Source organism: Elizabethkingia bruuniana (assembly GCF_002024805.1).
Lineage (GTDB): Bacteria > Bacteroidota > Bacteroidia > Flavobacteriales > Weeksellaceae > Elizabethkingia > Elizabethkingia bruuniana.
Genome location: NZ_CP014337.1, coordinates 3,802,979 through 3,821,733, shown reverse-complemented (window position 1 = coordinate 3,821,733; position 18,755 = coordinate 3,802,979). Strand labels below are relative to the sequence as shown.

Sequence of the window (18,755 nt, the reverse complement as noted above, 5' to 3'; positions counted from 1 at the left end):
CGTCTACTTTGTTGGCGTTACAATAATAGGTCCGCCTGGATTACCACCATTGGAAGAACCTCCGGTTAATTCAATATTATCCAGCCTGAAACCTACCTTGTTAGAGTCTGCTGCAGAAATAAATTCAAGTGTCAGGTTCGCTGCCTGAGCAATTCCCGGGATTGTTACCGTATAAAATTTACTGTTATCTCCACCTGCATTCGTCAACGGCTGATTTGGCAACGCTACGATTACGCCATTTACTTTTAGCTGAATATTATTGATATTTGCTGCACTTCCTGCATCGAATAAGTTAGCTGCCAGCTGGAAACTCAAGCTTACATCACCTTTATTCTGAGTATTTATTCCCGTTACTTTAATTATAACATCCTTAGTTGCCGGAAGCCATATATGTGCACCATTATCCCCAGATACACTACGAATATCTGCTACACCGGAATCATCTGTATAAACAACAGGCGCCTTCATATCAAAGTCCTTGAACTCACTGATTTTTGGTCTGTTTCCGGATGGGTATGTTCCTGTACCAAATGTTTCTTTAAAGAATGATCCTGTTTGAGGCTTTTCCGGCTCAATAGGCTTGCCATCGAAATTTTTAACATCTGCTTTTGTACGCAGTGTCAGCTGCCATGTTCCGTTATAACGTCCCAGCATCCCGACAAGTGTTCCTTTACCTACCGGAAGTATATCTTTTGCAAAATCAGAGAAATTACTTGTACGTACATCCAATGTTGTTCCGGATGCATCTTTTACCTGCTCACTTGTAATAGCATCTCCGGTTGTAAATGCATTTTTACCCCCTTTCACAAAGTATACACCTCTTATTTCAACAAGTTTATATACCATATCACTGGTTAGTTTATTCAGTTCTACTACCTGTGGTGTTGCATTTGCTACATTTGGCCAGGAATTACGGAATGCTTTCGCTTTAAACATTTCCCAACTGATACGGTTTGCATTAGTAGATCCCATCCCTATTTGCAGTTCACCACCGTATTTAACCATAAACAAATCTTTCAGCTGAATGTAGACTTCCTGACCTACCTGGTAGCTGGCATATATAGAATTCTGGTCTACTCCCAGATAAATACCACCGGAAGCATCCTGTACAAAAATCTGCTTATATATATTTCCTGACTCATCGTTCCCCGTAACAATCCCTTTGATAACAAGATTATCTTCTATAAGTTGAGGAGTTGTAATATTGGTAAAACGTTGCTTTAGTTGTGCAATGGAGATATTATCTAAAGGTCCTGTATATTTTGCTTCATTAAGTGGTGGTGGTGTATAATCACGCTCACATGATACATGGAGCACCAGCATACATATTGCAAAAAACAAGTATTTTATTGTTTTCATATTCATAGTGTATTAAAATCTATAGCTTACATTAAAAAAGATATTGATTCCCTGCATATAGAAATAGCGGGAGGCGAAGCGGTTTGGATATGTTACATCCAGACGCCCCTGTTCGTATCCGCCTGTACGGATATTTTTGTTATTCAAAAGGTTCATCACCGACAAGCTTAAATTAAGAGCCTGCTTGCTTTTAAGGTACACCAGCTTTCCAATAGAAGCATCCATTGTTACAGCATCACTCAGACGTTCCTGAGTTGTAAGCTCTTTGTAGGCATTGTAACTGGCTTCATCATTAGGATTCACGTTTTCATAGTTAGATGCCAGCCTGCGCATTGCTGAAGCCGATATATAATTTCTTGCAACGGCATTAGCACTCAGCTCAAAAAACCAGTAATTATGAAAATAACGTGCAGACAATACGCCGGCAAATTGTGGTGTTCCGGATACATGAAGGTTTTTCATGTATACTTTTTCTTCTGCATCTACTACTTTCCCATTCTCTGAGTTCATAATACCCATCGGATTATTATTGTAGTAATATTCCGCCATTGTACCCATAAAATCAAAGCTCCAGTTATCATTTAGTCGGTATGTAGCAGCAGCTTCGATACCATGATGCACTTTGTCTACTCCTGTAAGGTTATGATATACAAACGTACGTTGTGAATCATGATAGAAAGCCATACGCTCCAACTGGTTATAGAAATTGGTCTGGAAAAGTGAAACCCTTCCCGACAAGCGTGGCATAGAGAATACATAGTTAATATCTGTAGCAAAAATTTTAGAACTGCTTAGTCCTTTAACGACCTGTTCTGTAACCCTTGGCATGACATAAGCTCTGTCTGGTATAGGAGCCTCGGTTCCATAACTAATGTTGGCCGTTAAGAAATGTCTTCCATTAAATTTGTAAGTAGCTCCTCCTTTAAATACAAAGTCCGTAAAGCTATATTTAGCACCTTTTCCGTAAGAAGTATCCGGAAAGCGTCCGTTCATCATATTTCCCTGACGCTGAAAATCTGTATAAGTGAATTTTGCACCATAAAAGAAATCTAAAGCATGTGTCTGGTAGCTGTTCATTACCCAGGCATTAACAGCATTAATATCCAGGTTGAAATCGTAGCCAAAAATATCATCTACATAGGCTTTACGATCCGGAAACAACAAATCATTTTGCTTTGTATCATTATTTCCCGGAAAATCTCTTTCTGCAAACTTATCCCTATCCAGAACATAATCTGCTCCAAGCAGATCAGCTACTGTCTTATATTGATATGATCGGGACCTGCGGGCTTCTACTCCCGCTGTAAGACGCATATTATTATCGTACAATTTATTGAAAGTTGAACTGATCGTTCCTTCCAATAGGTCAGAGTGACGCTTTTCTACCATATAAAGTGCAGCGCCATTATATTTTCTCCTGTTCTCAGGATCCATATTCTGGCGGTACATTTCTGCCCAGTTTACCTGTGTTACATTCGGATCTTTAGATCTCCAGAGATTCTGATAATAATCGAATGTTGTTGTATCTGTTTTAGAGGCATCCATACTAAAATAAGATGGCAGATACCTGTAATAATCCGGACGGGGGTCCATAGCATTATACCAGTTCAAAGCCGAACCTGCATAACGCCCATAGTGAACTAAAGCTCCGGAAGTAAGGGATGTTTTCTCATCGATTTTCCATATGTGTGAAAGAACTGCAGTAGGATCATAAGCTGTTACCATACGTGAGTTTCTAACTTTTCCGTCCTGATAACCCCAGTTAGGATTATACAGGTTATTACCTGTCAGGTCATAAGCTTCCTGAAAAGAAGCCCCTTGCTGTCCTCGTACTACAGGAGATCCATAAGTAACAAGTGACAGGGAGTGCGCACCTTTTGCCCATTGCTTTTCAACAGATAAAGCATAAGATATATTCTGATAAGAAGTTCCGTCTATAAAACCTTCATCGGAATAGCGCCCTCCAATAGCCCCTGTAAAGGCCCATCCGTTATCCATAAGCCCTGTGGAATAGCTGAACATTGTTCGTGCATAATAATTTCTGTTGGTATAAGATCCTGTCACCTTTCCACCTTTCGCATAAGAACTTGCGCGCATGTTAATATTTTCTGCGCCACCAATCGCTCCGAAGGTATAACTTCCACCATTATTATAATTAACAGCATCTCCGTTACGTGTAAGATCATTCAATGCTCCGATAGAAGCATAATTGAATACCCTGCGGTATTGATCATTTGCTACGACTCCATTTACATAAGTCTGCTCAAATAAAGGTTCATAACCTCTTACTCTGAAACGAAAAGGAGAAAGTTTAAATCCTGCTTTGTTTAGATAAAGATCATTTGACATAATAACTGTTGACCGGATATCCTGACCGTTAACATCTTCATCATCCCTTAGCACATCGTCATTAATAACCCCTAAAATAGACTGTACATCAATTTGGTTTTCCTGCACCAAAGATATTACAGGTAATTTTTTAGATTCTCCGGTATTTATCGTTATTGTCTTTCTGTATGGTCTGATGCCTGCTGAGTTCACCACAAGCTGGTCTTCCCCGGCATCAAGATTTACAAAAACAAATCCGCCATCAGATCCGGTTGTGGTTCTCTGCTTGCTTTTTTCAAGCGAAACCACTGCTCCGATGATCGGTGTTTTACTCTTTTCATCCACCAGCGTCCCGGACAATTGCGCTTTTTGCTGCGCATAAGCCATCTGAACACAAATGGGGAGAAGAGACAATACGTATAGTTTTTTACGCATAGTAATTGTTTAAGATAAAAATACAAGGGAGTCTAAAAGAACCTTTAAGACTTTCATCAACACTGTTTTCAGATGTATCAGAAGTAATGGCTCTCTTTAACCCCCCTGCAAAAATGTTATTAATCTTCTCTAATAATGATTATTTTGTACCTACTAATTTGATATTAAGTACGCGCATCCCAACAGTATTAGTAGATCCTGTAATGAATTCTAATGTTCCTGTCGCACTTGCAGCAGCTGAACTTAGATCTATTGTTATTGGATAATATGTCTTGTTATCAGTAGAAATTGTACTCGGTATTGTATAAGTAATTCCATTATACTTAAATGTCATTGCATTCAAATCAAATGTTTTTCCTGCTCCAGTTACATTAGATAACATATCAAACGTTAACTTTAATTTCGTAACTCCATTTGTATTAATTCCATCAATTTTCAAAGCAGCTCCTGTTACAGTAGTCCCATTTGCAGCAGGAAACCAAATATTATGAGCTTGAGCTACTGTACCTGCACTACGAACCGATGCTGTACCAAATGAATCTGTAAAAGTTACATTTTGATTATCCCAACCTGTAAAGCTTGCTATAGGTGTATTACTAATTGTACCTGAACCCCCAAAAGTTTCTACGAAAATATTTTGCTCAGTTCCACCAGGTCCTGGCCCTGGTCCAGGTCCCGGATCAGTTCCTCCATCTTTATCTACATTAACTGAACCTCCTGGTACATTAGTCCAATCAGTAATCGTCCCAGCTCCTGTTACTGCTACCTGATTACCTGTAGATGATGTTTGTAATGTAATATCAAAAGTATATTTTTTGTTTACATCAAACGTTGTATTTGCAGGTAAAGTCCATGTATATGTCCCTGAAGCTAATGTAAATACTACTGTTTTCGCAGAGTAATCTCCCGGAAGCAATATAGCCTCTACAAACTGAGCAGGAGCTTTTGCTGTAGTTTTTGCTGTTACATCTTTTGGCGCTGCTGCACCACTTAATGTTCCTGTTGCAAGATCTAATGAAGCTGTTGTGTTTACATTTTTGTAAGCTACAGATAATCCATTTACATCTGCTACTCCGTTTCCTGCTTTAACAGTTAACTCAATTTTAGCTAGTTTGTGAGCAAAGTTCAGGTTAGCTGTTCCTGAAGTTTTGCTTAAACCTGTTGCATTGTTGGAATACAATACATCGATAGCAGAAAGATTGGTTTGTGTAGCAACAGAAACAGGCAATGTAGTACCTGATAAGTTTGCAGTATACGGATAGTATGCAATAAAGTCTACTGATCCCGTATCAGGATAATTGATAACTTCTGATCCGTCTCCGGAGAAATTACCATTCCCTTCTGTTGTATATTTTTTATTTGAAGCCAAAACATTGGATAAACCAGTTCCTTGCTTCATAAAAACACCAATAGCATCTTTACTATCCCAGGTATTACCTGTTACACGTGTTGTAGGAGCTCCTCCGATAGAAGAAGTGAACTGAGCTTTCCCATTTCCTCCCATTCCCGGACCCTGATCACGATAGTCATCATTCTTACATGATTGCACAAGAAGTGCCAGGGCAAAAGCTGTGCTTAGCCCCAAAAGTTGATTTTTTCCCATTTTTAAAGGTTGATTGTTACTAAATTTATTATTTACGCCAGATCTGTGTATTTATCGTTCCTTTAACATCCTTGCTTAGCGCCGGGAAGAAAGTAAATCCTGTTTCTTCCTCCAATGCACTAACGGTTGTTGTATACTGCATGTAATCCGAATTAGCCGGTGCTGCATTATCCATTCTGAAGCCTATGGTATAATAACTTCCACCCTGCTTCATAGCCAATACTTTGTAGTAATATTTAGGCTTTGCAACCTGTTTATTACTATTATCCATTACGAAGTCAACGTTTTTATCCGTCTTTGTTGTAACCATAGCTCCTGTTACAACATATAGTGTATCGGTCTGCGCAGACCATACCCTGATCTTACCTTCAAGATTAGCCCAGATTCCTTGATTTAAGGTACTGTTTTGCGGGGTCATGTTGGTATAGTAGAAAGTTGTTGCATTTTCTGCAGTGCTTGCTGTACGGTCAGCACTTGGCATTTGATGACCACGATCCAATCCATTAGTAGGATATCCTCTAGATAAGTTTGCCTGATAAATAGGATTAATAGAAGGATCATATGCCCATGCATCCGTTCTTTTTGCAGACCCTAAATAACTACTGCTCAATGGATAAGCCACCCAATATGCAAGTTTATAGTTAGTATCATATAACATTGAAAAGTTTCTTCTTCCCGGAGAGAACATTTTCAGGTTGTATTGTATATTTTCTCCTGCAGTGATAACGGGTTGTTCCATATATTTCACAGTAGGAACAGGATCTACTCCATCTTTCCCTAAAGTTACATCATACTGATAACGGTAGCTTTTCTGGAATGTGGTATTCGCAGCAAGCTGCCATGTATAAGTTGATCCGTCTGCTTTAGTAAATACTACTTTCTGTTGTGAACTTATTGCGCCCGGGAACAATGTCCATTCAACAATAGTTTCATTGGATGCATTCAGAGAAACTTTTGCCGGAATATCCTTTACATCAGCTTTAGGCAGTAACTCTCCTGATGAAAGGTTAAAAGCCGCTGAAGTTGGCATGGCTGTGAAAACAGCTTTCAATCCACTAAGATTAGTTCCTTTTATTTTAAGTTCCAGTTTCGCCATTTGTCTGTCGAATGCTAATTTCACAGGTCCCTGACCTGCTTCGGAACCTGATGTATTTTGAGCATACATAAAGTCAAGAAACTGTTGATCTTTCTGATCAGAGACATCAAGATTCAGTGTTAATCCATTTGTATTTCTGTATGGGTAATAAGCTACAAAATCAGTTTTTACTCCTGTAGTAAATTCCAGGCGGTCTGTTGCTTTCTTTGGAGAGAAGTTTCCATTACCTGATGTAATAAATGACTTATTAAATCCATTATTTATAATAGATGATTCATTTAGTGTACTTCCATTTTTAAACATAAAAATACCGATAGAATCATTCTGACTCCATTGTGTACCCTGGGCTTTTGTATTATATCCTCCGGCTATCGAGCTCGAAAAATAAACACCCTTTTCCGTATTATCATTAGAAACGGCTTCATATTCCTTACTACAGGAATATAGAGATAATACTAAACCACCCAGCATACAAAGCCATCCTCTTTTCATCAGCTTTTTAAAATCACTAAATAAACTACTCATCCTATTTATAAAAAATTATCATAATTAACTCAGCGAAAATAAGCCAAAAAGAAAATATGGGTGTTAACTCTCTATTACAAATGTGTTAACAAAGAAAAAAAACACATTATTAGGCCGTTTAAGTTTATATAAATTAAAATATTTAATGCTATACGAAAATAATTACATGATTTTTACTTTTGTGGCACTGTCAGAGACTTTATAGTTTTCTCTCCACAGGTAAATAATCCACTTGCGGGTGAAAAATTTGTTGAATTTTCTGATTTATAAAAATTTAATATTAATTGTACTGTTAAAGACCTTTTGTAAAAGATTAGAAAATTTTAATATTAAAACATTTGCAGTAAAACACAAGAAATTTTGTTTTTTTGCGTTAAATTTATGCTAAAATTATTGCAGCAGGCAGAAAGTCTGTATGTTTAATTTGTATCTTTGTCAACTTAAAAATCAGAAGAAAGAAATGGGTTTATTTGATATGTTCACGCAAGAAATTGCTATTGACCTTGGGACGGCGAATACGCTGATCATCCATAATAATAAAATTGTAATCGATCAGCCCTCTATCGTTGCAATAGAGCGTTCCACCGGAAAGCCAATTGCCGTTGGAGAGCAGGCTAAGCATATGCAGGGAAAAACCCACGAAGATATCAAAACTGTCCGCCCTCTTAAAGATGGGGTTATAGCTGATTTCCAAGCTTCTGAACATATGATTAAGGAATTCATCAAAAAAATTCCGGGAATCAAAGGAAAACTTTTCCAGCCAGCTTTACGTATTGTAATCTGTATCCCTTCTGGTATTACTGAAGTTGAAAAACGCGCTGTAAGAGATTCTGCCCAAAAAGTGAATGCTAAAGAAGTTCGTCTGATTTATGAGCCAATGGCCGCTGCAATAGGAGTTGGTATTGATGTACAAAAACCTGAAGGTAATATGATTATCGATATAGGTGGTGGTACAACCGAAATTGCAGTTGTTGCATTAGGAGGTATTGTTTGTGATAAATCTGTGAAAATTGCAGGTGATGTATTCACTAATGATATTGCATATTATCTGAGAACTCATCACAATTTGTATATTGGGGAGAGAACTGCTGAAAGAGTTAAAATTGAGGTTGGTTCCGCAGTTGAAGAACTGGATATGCCAATTGAAGATATTCCGGTACAAGGTAGAGACCTTATCACTGGTAAGCCTAAAGAGATTATGGTAGGTTACAAAGAAATTGCACGTGCATTAGACAAATCTATTATCCGCATTGAAGATGCTGTAATGGAAACACTATCTCTTACACCTCCGGAATTGGCGGCTGATATCTACAAAACTGGTATTTATTTAGCTGGTGGTGGTGCCTTACTAAGAGGTTTAAGCGACAGAATTCACAGAAAAACAGGTTTACCTGTGTTCGTAGCTGAAGATCCGCTTAGAGCTGTAGTTCGTGGTACTGGTATCGCGTTGAAAAACATGGACAAATTTAACTTCCTGATTAAGTAATTATAACCCTATATTCCCTCTGAAAATTAAATGAGCTTTCTGATAAGATTATTTTCGAAGAATGGATTCTTCGTCTTCTTTATCGTCTTGCAGATTATTGCTGTAATCTTAATTTTCAGAAAAAATTCTATGCAGCAGTCTTTTATTGCTGCACAAACTTCTGCTTTTAACTCCAGGATTTCCGGATATATAGACGAAGGAACTAATTATCTGAAACTAAAACAGATAAATGAAGATCTCGTTGCCCAAAATAAAGCCCTTATGATAGAGCTTTACGGAAAGGATTATTCGGGTCCTGCAAAACTTACAAAAGTAAATGACTCTGTAAAAGGAGAACAGGTTTACACATTTGTAGATGCCGATGTTGTCTTTAACTCTATTAACAGGAGTGATAATTATTTTACTATAAACAGAGGGTCTCAGCAGGGAATTGCACCAGAAATGGGTGTAATTTCACCACAAGGGATTGCAGGAATTGTAATTAATACAACGAGCAATTATTCTCTTGTACAATCTGTACTGAGTATCCACAAAATAAGAATCAATGCCTCTCTTAAAAATTCGGGGTACTTTGGTACACTAACATGGAGAGGTGAAGATTCCAGAACGATGCATCTTTCGGATGTACCAAAATATGTTCCGCTGAAAATCGGAGATACCGTTGTTACTGATGGTAAATCTTCTATTTTTCCAAAAGGAATTATGATTGGAAAAATTGCCGGTTATGATGTAGATCCAAAAACCGGTTTCTGGGATATCTCAGTAGAGCTGAGTGAAAAACTGGGGCAGACCCAGAAGGTATTCATCGTGAATAACCTTAAAAAAATGCCTGCAAAACAAATTCAGGATACTTTAATCAAAGTGCAGAATGGTAAGTAGAAATGTTATAACAGACCTTTTAATGATTGCATTGCTTATTGCGTTGCAAATATTTCTGTTTAACAGACTTGTAATTTCCGGATATATTCCCGTGGTATACCCTATTTTTGTAATGTTCTATCCATTCTACCGTAATAATTATATTTATTTATTTTCAAGCTTTTTATTAGGCCTTGGTATTGATGCTTTCCTTGGAACATGGGGAATTAATGCATTTGCTACATGTCTTATAGCTTATTTCAGAACACAATTATTTCAGTCTTCTATATCTAATGAAGCTGATAGCTTTTCATTTCAGTCCATTCAGTGGACACAATTTTTGTTTTTTATATTTATCAATATTTTTATCCATCAGCTATTGGTACAATATCTTGAATTTTTTAAATTGAGCAGAATTCTGGAAGTCTTTATAAATGTTATTTTTACTACAATTATTTCATTTGTATTTATCCTCCTGTATGCCTTAATTTTTAGAATCAAACAAAAAGTGTGAAACCGTATTTCAGAATATTGGCCTTTATTAGTATTATCGCGTGCATTTTCGTTGCGCGCTTGGCCTATTTACAGTTGTTTACCGACAGGTATGCTTTGAATGCAGCCAATACCTCTATTAAAATCGAATATGTTATCCCTCAGCGCGGTGTCATATTTGACAGAAATGGTAAAATTATGGTAGGTAACCAGCCTTCCTTCGAAATATCATTCACTCAGGCGCTTATGAAGCCTGATTTTGATACTATTTCTTTCTGCACCCTGGTAGGAATGAACAAAACACAGTTTATTCAACGTATAGAAGAGGTAAAGGCCGAAAAATATTACTCGAAGCTTACTCCTATGACCTTTATCAAGGATTTGGGAAGAGAGGATATTGCCAGAATTCAGGAACGTATTTTTAAATATCCTGCATTTTCAATTGTTTCGAGACCACAAAGGCAATACGAAATAAATACTTCAGGAAACCTTTTAGGTTATACCAATCAGGTAAACCCTTCTTATATCAAAAGAGATTCCACCTATTATCTTCCGGGTGATATTGCCGGCATGACCGGAGTCGAAAAATCTTATGAAAAGCAGCTTCGCGGTGTTAAAGGAATGAAGTATATCCAAAAAGATATCCGTCTGAGAAATATTGGTTCGTATAAAGATGGTAAACTGGATAAACAAGTTGTTCCCGGGGACGACCTAACACTGACAATAGACTATGACCTTCAGAAAATAGCTGAAGAAATGCTGGTTAACAAACATGGCGCTATTGTCGCTATAGATCCTAATAACGGAGAAATTCTGGTTTTAGCTTCCGGTCCGGATATCGATCCGAATCAGTTTACTGGTCCTGAGAAAAATAAAAACCTGTACAGACTACAGGTAGATACACTTTACGATAACAAACCAACATTCGACAGATCATTACAGGCAGCTTATCCTCCGGGATCTACATTCAAACTACTCACAGCTTTGGCCGGGATGCAGATGGGTGTAATGGATGAAAAGACAGTATATCCTTGTGGTGGTGGATTTAATTACAGAGGTCTGAGAATTAAGGGGCATGGCGGAGCTGATCCGTTGATCCCTGCAATACGAGTTTCCAGTAACTGTTATTTCTCCTATGCTTTTATTTCAATTATGAATAAATATCCGGGAGATCCTACCAAAGGAGTGGACGAATGGAAAAAAATAATGAATAGCTTTGGCGTTGGTGAATTCCTGAACAATGACTTAGCCGTTGGTTCCAAAGGACGTATTCCGTCCGGAGAATTCTATGAAAAAAGAAGTGGAACTAAAAACTGGTTCTCCGATATTACCAGAAACGGAGCTATATTCAATGGTATGGGACAGGGAGATGTACTTCTTACGCCTCTTCAGATGGCTAATGCAGTTGCTGCAATTGCCAACAAAGGGTGGTATATAACACCACATATTGTAAAACTTGTCAACGGAAAACCTAATCCAGACCCTCGCTTTAAGGAAAAGCACAAAACTCTTGTAGATCCTAAGCATTTTGAGCCAATTCTGAAAGGTATGGAGCAGGTGGTATTAGCCGGTACAGCAAGAAGTTTGAGATCTTCAGACTTTACACAGCTGGCCAAAACAGGTACAGCACAGGTTCCACAGGGTAAGGATAACTCTATTTTCGTTCTGATTGCACCTGCGGACAAACCAAAAATTGTGGTAGCAGCAGTAATGGAACATGCCGGATTCGGTGCCACATGGGCAGGTCCTGCTGCAACAGTAGTAGCTGAAAAATATATAACCGGTGAGCTTAAACGTGAGCACCTGTACAAAAAAATGATAACTTCCAGCTTTATGCCGGAGTATAAGAGACAATGGATTGTTGACCTGAAGAGAAAAGGCCTTTATGTAGAGCCTAACAAACAAGATTCTATCCAGAAAAAGAAAAAAACAGAAGATAGCCTGAGGGCATTGAGAATATCCGCGGAACAACCGAAACCGCAGCAACAAAATAAAACCAAAAATTAGTATGAAGTGGGCCGAAGGAATTGATAAGCTAGGACTAGGATTATACTTCCTGCTTTGTATTTTCGCTATTGCAAATATCAATAGTGTAGATGCCGAATTAGGTAAGAAGCAATTGGTATTCTTTGGTCTTTCTGTGTTTGTTGGTATTATCATATTTTTTACCCGGAATAAGTTTTTCGAGAATATGGCCTCGATTATTTATGTTGGCGGGGTATTATTACTTATTGGTTTATTTCCTTTCGGAAAAGAGATTTTAGGTCAGAAAAACTGGTATAAATTCGGAAGCTTTACCATGCAGCCTGTAGAGTTTGCTAAGATTGGAACAGCTCTTATGCTAGCCAACTATGTTGCCGGGCCCGATTTTAATATAAAAAATAAGAAATCCCTGTGGACCGCTCTTGGTATTATTGCGATTCCTGCAGTTGTCGTTCTCGCGATTCCGGATGTAGGATCACTTTTAGTATTTGGCGCTTTTTTTATAGCCTTATACCGTGAGGGGCTTAGTGGATGGCTATTTGGCTTAGGTTTCCTTTTTGCTGTGGTTTTCTTAGTCTCTTTGGCCATAAACCCGCTTTATGTTGTTTTAGCAATTCTTATTATTACTGGATTACTTATCTTTTTTAACTACTACAAAATCTCCTGGAATATTATATCCATCGCTTCTATTGTCGGCTCGGTACTTGTTCTGAGCGGATTGGCTATGGCTTCTCCAAAAATCCTTGAAAAGCTACCTAAACACCAGAGAGAAAGAATTGAGGTCCTTTATAAAGGTGAAAGAATGTTTCGTGACACCTCTGGTTACAACCTTTTATATTCCAAAACTGCTATTGGTTCCGGAGGACTATGGGGAAAGGGCTATAAAGAAGGTTCTGTAACTCAAGGTAAGTTTGTACCAGAGCAACAAACCGATTATATCTTCTGTACAGTAGGCGAAGAATGGGGCTTTATAGGAAGTGCTACGCTTATTATTTGTTATGTTTTGTATATCGGGCGAATATATTATTTGGCAGAAAAGCAGAAAAGTACTTTTAACAGGGTTTTTGGCTACAGCTTTGCCTCTATACTTCTTTTACACTTTTGCATCAATTTAGGCATGGTTATGGGCTTATTTCCGACTGTTGGTATTCCTATGCCCTATTTCAGTTATGGAGGTAGTTCCTTATTGGCCTTTTCTATGATGACATTTATATTCTTCAAACTAAACTACGCAGACCGCAATAGTCTGGTATAAACCGTTTTATTCTAAGCTTATAATACACTCCCTGACAATCGGGATTAGCTAATCCTGTCTATATATTTCCATATAGTTCCGGTATTATCCATTAATATAGAGTCTGTTTAAATCTTAATTCAAAAAAGACAGGCTGAGCCTGACAGCTCAAAGAAGAGGATAATTGACACGAGCAATGTCAATATGAGCCAGAGCCTGTAATGAGTTTATAGTGAGCTTGACGAACTAAATTATTGAAGAGTATTATAAACAGGCTCGTGCTTTTACAAAGAATTCTAGCCGTTCGTTAATTGCCAGATAAATATATTAAGATTATGACACTATAATTGTGTCAAGGATATAATAACGAATATAAAAGCCATTTACAGACAGTAACATTGTTTTCCTGAGTAAGATTCACTTGTATAAATTAGGACTTAAATACGACCTATAAAAAACAAAGCCTTTAGAAATCTAAAGGCTTTGTTTTTGTTATTTTCATTTATTCTACAAAATACTAGTTCTCTGAAATAATTCTTTTCGCAGATCTGTATTTTCCTCTCCAATATGAATCATCCAGTGAAGACACCATTACTCCTCTTGATGTAGAAGCATGGATAAACTTAATTTCACCAGAAGATGTTACTTCTTCAACAATTCCTACGTGAGAAATTCTTCCTCTTCCTGAATGTGCAAAGAAAATAAGGTCTCCCTTCTGTAAGTTTTCTTTTGCTATAGCTTCTCCTTCATGAGCCTGAGATGCCGCTACTCTTGGTAATTCTACACCTGTAGCTTCTTCATATACTGACAAAACAAAAGCAGAACAATCTATTCCGCTTCTAGTTGTACCGCCTAAACGGTACGGTGTACCAAGGTATGTATATGCCTGCTTCAGGACATTATCGATTGTATTATTTCTTTTTACTGATGCGTTTAATGCTTCTTCCATTCCCGCCTTCTCTAAGCTCGCAAATGTAGCCACAGATTCGCCTACATTTTCTTTGATTTCTTTTTTAGCTTCCGCTATTTTTTTCGGGCTTAGTTTCGCCAGTTTGGCATCGGTTTTGTATTGTACAGGACTGGAAACAACATAATTAGAAACACACGATTGTAGTGACATAGCTCCTACAATTGCTATTAAATAAAGTGAAATTCTTTTCTTCATATATATTTAATTACTGTGTTAAAATGTACTCTTTTTTTGAAAATTGCTTCACAAATTTAGACAAAGGTGTTTTTCGAGCACTGCTCAACCACCATGCACCCTGTACATTTTAACACTTTTTAACGTTTATATAGAGAGTGTTAAAAAAAAAGAAACCGCAAACTGCCTTTTTTGGCGATTTGCGGTTTCTTTTTATTAAGATTCTTTAACAAATTTATTTCAATCTGTCTATAAATACCATTGATACTAGAAATTAAAGGTATATGAAAGATTAAATGTTCTTCCTCTTCCTTTATAATAGAATAAGTCCGGAACACCGTAAGCGCCATACAGAATCTGCGAACGCTTGCTCCATATCGTTTGATAATCGGTATTGAAAAGGTTCTGAATACCGAGGTTAAATTTACCCCATGACAGCTGATAGCCAATCATAAGATCTGCTGTATCGTATGCATCGATTACATTTCCTAGATCGTCTTTAAGTTTAAAGTTTTGTAAATGCTGGTATCTGAAGTTCCAGTTTTTAATCTGATAACCTATATAAGATACCATTTTGGAAGGTGAAGCATTGTAAACCTCCTGCTTGTTCCACGTTCCTTTGTTATCTACTTCAGACTTTATTAAAAGTCCACTGGCTCCAAAATATACTCCGTTAGGCATGTAATAAGATATTTCTGCCTCTATTCCGATATTTCTAAGCTTCAGATCATTGACAATTAACTGAAATGTTTGTTTGTCTACTGTTATGCTTTTATCGGAATTGCTTAGGAACCCTGAAACCTGGGCTTTAAAGCCATTACTGTTAATACGGTAACCAACTTCATACTGATTTGTTTTAATGCCCTGTAATGGCTGCTCTTTAACGTTAATGCTGGATACTACATTCCAGTTTCCAGTTTTCTGATCCAGTGCATAAGTTCCGGCACCATAATACTTGGAAGGGTCTGCAAGACTCACTCCTTGAGAGAAAGTTCCCCACACCTGATTCTTTTCATTAATCTTATATAAAAGTCCTGCATTGGCAAGTGTCATATTGTAATCGCTTTTCCCGCCAGGAATAGCTGAAGCAGATTTACCATAACCCATTGCTACCTGCACCTGCTGAGTTGCTCCCACAAAATCATCTACCTCTACATTAATTCTCTGATAACGTACTCCTGCATTAAGCTGTAATTTAGGAATGATATCATACTTTACCTGTGCATATCCTGCATAACTTCTGGAGTGGTTGGTTGGATATCTGCCAAGCTCATATTGCGTTGTGTTAATCAGTCCACCGCTCGACATTGTCTTTTCAAGGTTATATACTGACTGATTTGCATCGAATTTTTCAAAATCTATATCGACTCCGTAAGTAATATTTAGTTTATTCCAGTTTTTAGAAAGCAAAGCTTTTATTCCTGTATAATAAGTATTCTGTTGGGAAGACGACATATAACTTATTGTACCAGTTTGTAACTTCAGATTCCCCGGAAAAGGATAAAAGCCTAATTTTTCACCTCTTGTAGCGACCTGCACATAAAGATCCTGCCCTCCTAATATATTGTTTCCGGTATACGCTAAAGTTCCCATATAACGTTCCGTTCCGATATTTTTATCTGAAGAGAATCCGTCTCTCATAGATAAGATTTTAGGATCTCTTTTTGTAAAAGCACTAAGATTCTCACCCAGAAAAACACTTCTGTCACCATTGAATTTGGAATTATAATACTGTACAGATGCTGTAATCTTATGCTTGTTATTAAATTTGTAGCCTCCTGTTGCCAAGATGTCTATGGACTGATTATACTGTAAATCTGTCTGGGTGATATCAGTGATCAGCTGCTTCTGGTCGGCTCCATATACACCACCATTCTGCTGGTAGGCAACACCTAGTCTTCCAAATAACTTTTCGCCTTTTCCTGCGATAGACTGGGCAGCACGAAAGTCATGGTCATCTTTTCCCATAAATCCGGTACGCACTCCTAATTCAGTCTCACCACTTAAGCCTTTTTTAGAAGGAGTTTTGGTAATAATATTAATAATACCACCTGTAGCGTTACCTCCATAAATTGAACTTGCCCCGGAAAGAACCTCAATTCTCTCAATATTAAAAGGATCTATGGCATCCAACTGACGGCTGATCGTTCTTATACTGTTTAGAGAAACACCATCAATCATTACCAATGCAGAACGGCCACGCATATTTTGACCGTAATTGGTTCTACCCTGTGGTCCTATGTCTAAACTCGGTATGAGAATAGAAAGCATTTCTTTAATAGGAACTCCGTTCTTAGCCTGTAGCTCAATTTTATCTTTTGGTACTACCCAAACTGTTCCTGGAATATCCGATATCTTCGTCGGCTTTCTGGAAGCTACAATTACAACATCATCTATATTCTTAGTATTTCCGGAATCTTTTACACTTTGTGCATATCCAGGAAAATAAGCCAGTACAGCTATAGCAGGTAATATTATTTGTTTTTTCATAAACAGAAATGAATATATTTTAACTGGCAGCAAATATAGTTTTTATTAATTCTAAATTAAAACAAAATAATAGTGAAATTTGTCAGGGTGGCTATTCTAAGGATAAGAAACAAACCGATAACATCAGTTAATCAGATTCTGAAGCAGTAATAGCAAAATAAGAACAGAATGGTTAAAGAAATAAAGTGCATAAAAAAAGCACCTACATTTCTGTAAGTGCTTTATAAGAAGCTCCTCCTGCTGGGCTCGAACCAGCGACCCTCTGATTAACAGTCGGTTTTATTGTGTTTTATTATAATTTGCTTAATCTTTATTATGCTTTATTTTCTTTGATTATCAATTGTTTACAAATATTTTTCTTGTACAGTATTTTATAATATTTTACTTTTGGAGCGCAAATGTTCGTGAAATGTTCGTGAAAAAATTTTTGTAAAACACGATAAACAGGAATATCTGAAAAAAATGTTCGTGAAAAACGATAAAAATTGACACAAAATGGTAAGTTACACCTTTACACTTGCTCCAAAAGCGAATAAAACAGGGGAGAGAAGTATCATAATTTCATTTATAAAAGACCGCAAAAACACAAGTCTTTCAATCGGGAAAACTTGCAAGGAGAAGGACTGGAGTTTTGACGCTTGTCGTCTGAAAACTTCGCATCCCAATCACGCTAACCTCAACAAATTTATTGAGCGCAGAATTAAGATCATTGACGAGATTATCGACGATTTCGATAAAAATGGAATCTACTTCACGCTTCCTGATCTCATCAATAAACTAAAGACGAGCAGCGGACAAAGCATTTCCTTAACCTATACGAGTTTCCACGAAGATTTGATTAGAAATCTTTTGGCATCGGATAAAACCGGAACAGCGAAAGTGGAAAAAGATACTCTGAATGCGCTGCAACGGTTCTTTGGCAAAAAAGACATTAGCTTTAATGAATTGGATTATTCTAACTTGAAAAAATTTGAAGCCTATTGCATTTCTCGCGGGAATAGGGAGTCCAGTATCGCTATTAGAATGCGGACTTTGCGTTCGGTTTTTAATCAAGCCATTAGAAACCAAGTAATTACGGAAAAACAATATCCTTTTAGGCAATATAAAATTTCAAAACTGAAGGAAAGTGGGAAAAAGGAGTATCTGAATGAAGAAGAAATAGAAAAACTCAAGAAATATGAGCCAAAAGACGAAAAACTTTCTTTTGCAAAAGATATGTTTTTGTTCAGTTATTATGCAAGAGGAATCAACTTTTTGGATTTGATTAAGTTGGAAAAAAAATTCTTGAATATTGATCGTATTGATTATATCCGCAGTAAAACAGGCGTTCCGGTGAGTTTTAAAATCAATGATTACGCTGGGAATATCATGGAAAAATACAAATCCGAAGACAGTTCAAAGTTCATTTTCAAAATAATGAATACCGAAAAGCCAACGCAGATTTACCTAAAAAACAGATCCAAAAAAGTGCTGACCTATTATGTGAATATGCAGTTAAAAGAAATAATGAAAGAACTGCAAATCAAGAAGAATATCTCTTATTACTGCGCCCGTCACTCGTTTGCCACAGTTTTGAAGTTCAATAATATTTCAATTGAGACTATTCGCGAAGCACTTGGGCAAAAAGATATAAAATCTACAATGTCTTATTTAAACAGTCTTCCGGATAATAAATTGGATAAGATTATTGACGAGGTTTTGAAGTAAGAGTATTTGTTTAAT

Annotated in this window: 12 protein-coding genes; 6 read left to right on the top strand and 6 right to left on the bottom strand. The window is 37.2% G+C overall.

Features of this window, described 5'->3' with window-relative positions:
• Positions 1-3: 3 nt before the first annotated feature.
• The 4 genes from AYC65_RS17910 to AYC65_RS17895 form a co-directional block, all read right to left on the bottom strand.
• A complete protein-coding gene (locus AYC65_RS17910) occupies positions 4-1,359 on the bottom strand; it encodes a DUF5689 domain-containing protein (protein ID WP_234300392.1) in 1,356 nt (451 codons plus the stop codon).
• Between the two features lie 12 nt (positions 1,360-1,371).
• A complete protein-coding gene (locus AYC65_RS17905; protein ID WP_034871857.1) occupies positions 1,372-4,122 on the bottom strand; it encodes a TonB-dependent receptor in 2,751 nt (916 codons plus the stop codon).
• Between the two features lie 139 nt (positions 4,123-4,261).
• A complete protein-coding gene (locus tag AYC65_RS17900; protein ID WP_034871859.1) occupies positions 4,262-5,725 on the bottom strand; it encodes a fimbrillin family protein in 1,464 nt (487 codons plus the stop codon).
• Positions 5,726-5,753: 28 nt separating this feature from the next.
• Positions 5,754-7,346 carry a DNA/RNA non-specific endonuclease gene (locus AYC65_RS17895; RefSeq protein WP_078674601.1) on the bottom strand — a complete coding sequence of 531 codons (1,593 nt, stop codon included), beginning with the start codon at positions 7,344-7,346 and terminating at the stop codon, positions 5,754-5,756.
• 460 nt (positions 7,347-7,806) lie between these two features.
• Here AYC65_RS17895 and AYC65_RS17890 point away from each other — a divergent pair, with 460 nt between their 5' ends.
• From AYC65_RS17890 to rodA, 5 genes are read left to right on the top strand one after another with little or no spacing between them, the layout of a single operon-like run.
• Positions 7,807-8,832, top strand: a complete 1,026-nt coding sequence (locus tag AYC65_RS17890; protein WP_009089961.1) for a rod shape-determining protein — start codon at positions 7,807-7,809, stop codon at positions 8,830-8,832.
• Between the two features lie 30 nt (positions 8,833-8,862).
• Positions 8,863-9,711, top strand: a complete 849-nt coding sequence (gene mreC, locus AYC65_RS17885; protein WP_034871861.1) for a rod shape-determining protein MreC — start codon at positions 8,863-8,865, stop codon at positions 9,709-9,711.
• The gene (gene mreD, locus AYC65_RS17880) at positions 9,701-10,204 is read left to right on the top strand and encodes a rod shape-determining protein MreD (protein WP_034871863.1); all 504 of its coding nucleotides are present in this window, start codon (positions 9,701-9,703) and stop codon (positions 10,202-10,204) included. Before mreC ends, mreD begins: the two co-directional genes overlap by 11 nt.
• A complete protein-coding gene (locus tag AYC65_RS17875; protein WP_034871864.1) occupies positions 10,201-12,189 on the top strand; it encodes a peptidoglycan D,D-transpeptidase FtsI family protein in 1,989 nt (662 codons plus the stop codon). Before mreD ends, AYC65_RS17875 begins: the two co-directional genes overlap by 4 nt.
• A 1-nt stretch (position 12,190) precedes the next feature.
• Entirely contained in the window at positions 12,191-13,420 is a 1,230-nt protein-coding gene (rodA, locus tag AYC65_RS17870) for a rod shape-determining protein RodA (protein ID WP_034871866.1), read from the top strand.
• Between the two features lie 496 nt (positions 13,421-13,916).
• Here rodA and AYC65_RS17865 read toward each other — a convergent pair whose 3' ends face one another.
• A complete protein-coding gene (locus tag AYC65_RS17865) occupies positions 13,917-14,564 on the bottom strand; it encodes a C40 family peptidase (protein WP_034871867.1) in 648 nt (215 codons plus the stop codon).
• A gap of 246 nt (positions 14,565-14,810) precedes the next feature.
• Positions 14,811-17,033 (bottom strand): TonB-dependent receptor, encoded by a 2,223-nt coding sequence (locus tag AYC65_RS17860; protein ID WP_034871868.1) that lies wholly within the window; start codon positions 17,031-17,033, stop codon positions 14,811-14,813.
• A 495-nt stretch (positions 17,034-17,528) separates the two neighbouring features.
• Between AYC65_RS17860 and AYC65_RS17855 the strand changes: the two genes are divergently transcribed.
• The gene (locus AYC65_RS17855; protein ID WP_034871870.1) at positions 17,529-18,740 is read left to right on the top strand and encodes a site-specific integrase; all 1,212 of its coding nucleotides are present in this window, start codon (positions 17,529-17,531) and stop codon (positions 18,738-18,740) included.
• The last annotated feature ends 15 nt before the right edge of the window (positions 18,741-18,755 follow it).